At 44.8% G+C, this 2,618-nt stretch carries 2 protein-coding genes; both read right to left on the bottom strand.

Going from position 1 to position 2,618, the window contains the following annotated elements:
• Positions 1 to 155 precede the first annotated feature (155 nt).
• Positions 156 to 1,043 carry a protease HtpX gene (gene htpX / locus A3766_RS20855; RefSeq protein WP_197476066.1) on the bottom strand — a complete coding sequence of 296 codons (888 nt, stop codon included), beginning with the start codon at positions 1,041 to 1,043 and terminating at the stop codon, positions 156 to 158.
• A 166-nt stretch (positions 1,044 to 1,209) separates the two neighbouring features.
• Positions 1,210 to 2,454 (bottom strand): crotonyl-CoA carboxylase/reductase, encoded by a 1,245-nt coding sequence (ccrA, locus tag A3766_RS20850; protein ID WP_068513768.1) that lies wholly within the window; start codon positions 2,452 to 2,454, stop codon positions 1,210 to 1,212.
• Between the last annotated feature and the right edge of the window lie 164 nt (positions 2,455 to 2,618).

The raw sequence follows: 2,618 nt of genomic DNA, 5'->3' as shown, positions 1-2,618 counted from the left end.
GTTCACAAAATCTACGACTATACACTTTATGCGAAACAAGCAAACTTGAGCGTTAAGCGCTACCAAATGTTTAAGGTGCTCCCGGGTCAGTCTGATTGGTATCGGTCTTTAGAGCTAGTTCGAAAATAAAGCTTTCGAACTAGCTACTTCAGGACCTAAGCACTATAACGCTGTCGAAGCGCTTCGATACGTTTGTCTAGAGGAGGGTGACTCATAAACAAACCGCCTAATGAATTCTTCAGTTCGCCACTAATACCAAAAGCGACCATTTCAGAAGGCATTTCACTTGGTTTATCGTATTCAGCCTGCAGGCGTGCAAGTGCGCTGACCATCGCAGCGGGGTTAACTAGCTCCGCTCCCGCTATATCTGCTCGATATTCTCTACGGCGGCTAAACCAGAAAACAATCGTGCTAGCGAGCACTCCTAATATCATCTCTGCGACGAAGGTGGCGATAAAAAAGCCCATGCCGTGACCGCTTTCATTTTTGAATACTGCTCTATCAACAAAGCTACCGATAATTCGCGCAAAGAACATAACGAATGCGTTTACGACTCCTTGGATAAGGGTGAGGGTAATCATATCACCATTTGCGACGTGCCCGATTTCATGCCCAAGTACAGCCTTAACTTCCTCACGGCTCATTTTATTGAGTAAGCCTGTGCTTACGGCGACTAAGGCGTTATTTTTATTCCAGCCGGTTGCGAAAGCATTAGCTTGTGCGCTGTTAAATACGCCAACCTCAGGCATACCGATATTGGCTTTTTGAGCAAGATCCTGGACGGTGGTATAGAGCCATTTTTGGTCAGCGTTTTGTGGCTCCTCAATCACTTGAACTCTCATGCTGCGCTTTGCCATGAATTTTGACATCAGCAGCGACACGATTGAACCTGCCATACCGAATATCAGGCAGAAGACAAGGAGGTTATTGTAGTCCAGACCCTGAGCGGTCATGTAACTGCCGACCCCGAGTAGGCTAAGTGTGAAGCTAGCGACTAATACAACGGCTAAGTTTGTGGCCAGGAATAAAAATATTCTCATCATTTTGGTTTATCTCATGTGTGGTGTTATCTGAGAATATATGGACTGAGTGAGAAAGTTCAAGCCTTTTAAGGCTCAAGATGGAGTAGGTTTAATGTAATGAGAGCGGTATATCAGGCATAAAAAAGGCGATCCGAAGATCGCCTTTTTAATTTTTTACTATTAGAAACTACTTCTCTGCGCCCTGACCAAAGTCAGTTGCACCAACGAGCACAGACATGTTGCCATGAGGGTGTTGGTTTTCATACATTAGCTGATGAGAGTCAGGAAGCTCTTCATAGGTAAAGGTTTTAGATAGGCAAGGGTCGACTTTACCTTCAATTACCAAGTTATTTACGCCGATTGCTTGATCATCATTTGCGAAGTGTGAGCCCTGCAGACGCTTCTGACGCATCCAGTGATAACGCAGGTCTAAGGTCGCGTTGAAGCCGGTAGTACCTGCACAAACTACAACCATACCGCCTGTTTCAGCAACGAAGATAGACGTAGGAATAGTAGTTTCGCCTGGGTGTTCAAAGACAACATCAACACCACGACGCTCGCCAAGGATATCCCAGATAGCTTTACCGAATGCACGCGCACCTTTGCTCCACTTAGCGTAAGCGGACTCATCTTTCCAGTGTGGCATCATGCCCCAGTGGTCGAAGTCTTTACGGTTTAGGCAGCCAACAGCGCCCAATTGCATGCAGTAATCAAACTTACTCTCGTCAGAAACAACAGCGATTGGCTTAGCGCCCATTGCTGCAGCGATCTGAATAGCCATACAGCCTAGGCCGCCAGCGCCACCCCAGATAAGGACAACGTCATCCTTCTTAACGTTGTTTGGTGCCCATGCCATAAGCATGCGGTAAGCGGTTGCGCCCACTAGCATATAAGTTGCCGCTTCTTCCCAGTTAAGGTGCTTAGGTTTTGGTAGGCATTGGTGATCCTGAACTTTAGTGAACTGTGCAAAGCTGCCAAAGTTAGTTTCATAACCCCAAATACGAAAGCTAGGGTCATACATTGGATCGGTACCTTTCTGCTCAGCTTTACAGCCTTTCTGCCAGCTACCACAATGAAGAACAACTTCATCACCCACTTTTACGTTAGTAACATCTTTACCGATTTTATAAACGATACCTGAAGCATCGGAACCACCGATATGGAATTCTTCCGGTTCACCTTGCTTGTTACGCGCGCCGATAACGTCAACCGGTACGCCAAGACCTGCCCACACGTTATTATAGTTAACGCCTGCTGCCATAACGTAAACAAGAACTTCGTCATCTTTGATTTCGGGTGTATCAATGACTTCCTTTTGGAAAGCTTTCATCGGCTTACCAAAGCGCTCTGGGCGGATTAGCCAAGCATTCATTTTTGCAGGAACTTCACCTAGTGGTGGCGCTTCACCGATGTCATATAGTTCTTTAGTCATTTAGTTTTCCTCATGATTTAAATGTCGCTAAATTGTTGTTAGTTTTTAAATTCTTTTGATTGTGTTGTTATTATTGTTTAAATTTTGATTCAAGTTGTTGATATGTATCAAAAAATCTAGTCATGAATCTGATTAATGAATTGGGCAATAATTGTTTTAAATCT

The sequence above is a fragment of the Oleiphilus sp. HI0132 genome (assembly GCF_001635845.1).
The sequence above is the reverse complement of the archived record's forward strand: the minus strand, read 5'-3'. Positions and strand labels throughout refer to the sequence as shown.